This is a genomic window from Neisseria sp. P0024.S006, from assembly GCF_051956595.1.
GTDB lineage: Bacteria > Pseudomonadota > Gammaproteobacteria > Burkholderiales > Neisseriaceae > Neisseria.
This window is the reverse complement of the sequence record NZ_JBQCXH010000084.1, coordinates 1-434: the sequence shown is the minus strand read 5'-3', so window position 1 is coordinate 434 and position 434 is coordinate 1. Positions and strand designations below refer to the sequence as shown.

Here is a 434-nt window from a genome sequence, read left to right as displayed (position 1 = left end):
GTAGGATAGGCGACCAAACCGCCTTTTTTAAGATGCGCCTGCAGCCTGCGTTGGGCTGCAGCCGATAAAATTCTGGGAAACATCATCATCATACCAAGGCCGTCTGAAACTGAGATTGTCGGACAATCTGTGTTCAGACGGCCTATTTCTATTCATTATTAACGGTTGATGGCTTTATCGGCAATGTCTTTACGGTATTGCATACCGTCAAAACGGATTGTTTCCAATGCCTCATAAGCCTTGCTTTTAGCTTGTGCAACATCATCGCCCAAACCGACTACACACAACACACGGCCGCCGTTGGTTACCACTTCGCCTTTTTCATTCGTTGCAGTACCGGCATGGAAAACTTTACCGATTTGATTGGCCTTATCCAAGCCAAAGATCACATCGCCTTTTTTCGGAGAATCAGGATAGTTTTGTGCGGCCAACAC

1 protein-coding gene and 1 pseudogene are annotated in these 434 nt (G+C 46.5%); both read right to left on the bottom strand.

All coding sequences use genetic code 11. The features are described from left to right. Positions 1–86, bottom strand: a pseudogene (locus ACTHUF_RS11395) (Sua5/YciO/YrdC/YwlC family protein); the annotation flags it as partial. Positions 87–158: 72 nt separating this feature from the next. Further along, a partial coding sequence (locus ACTHUF_RS11390; protein ID WP_440407768.1) for a phosphoribosylglycinamide synthetase C domain-containing protein occupies positions 159–434 on the bottom strand: 276 nt, incomplete at its 5' end.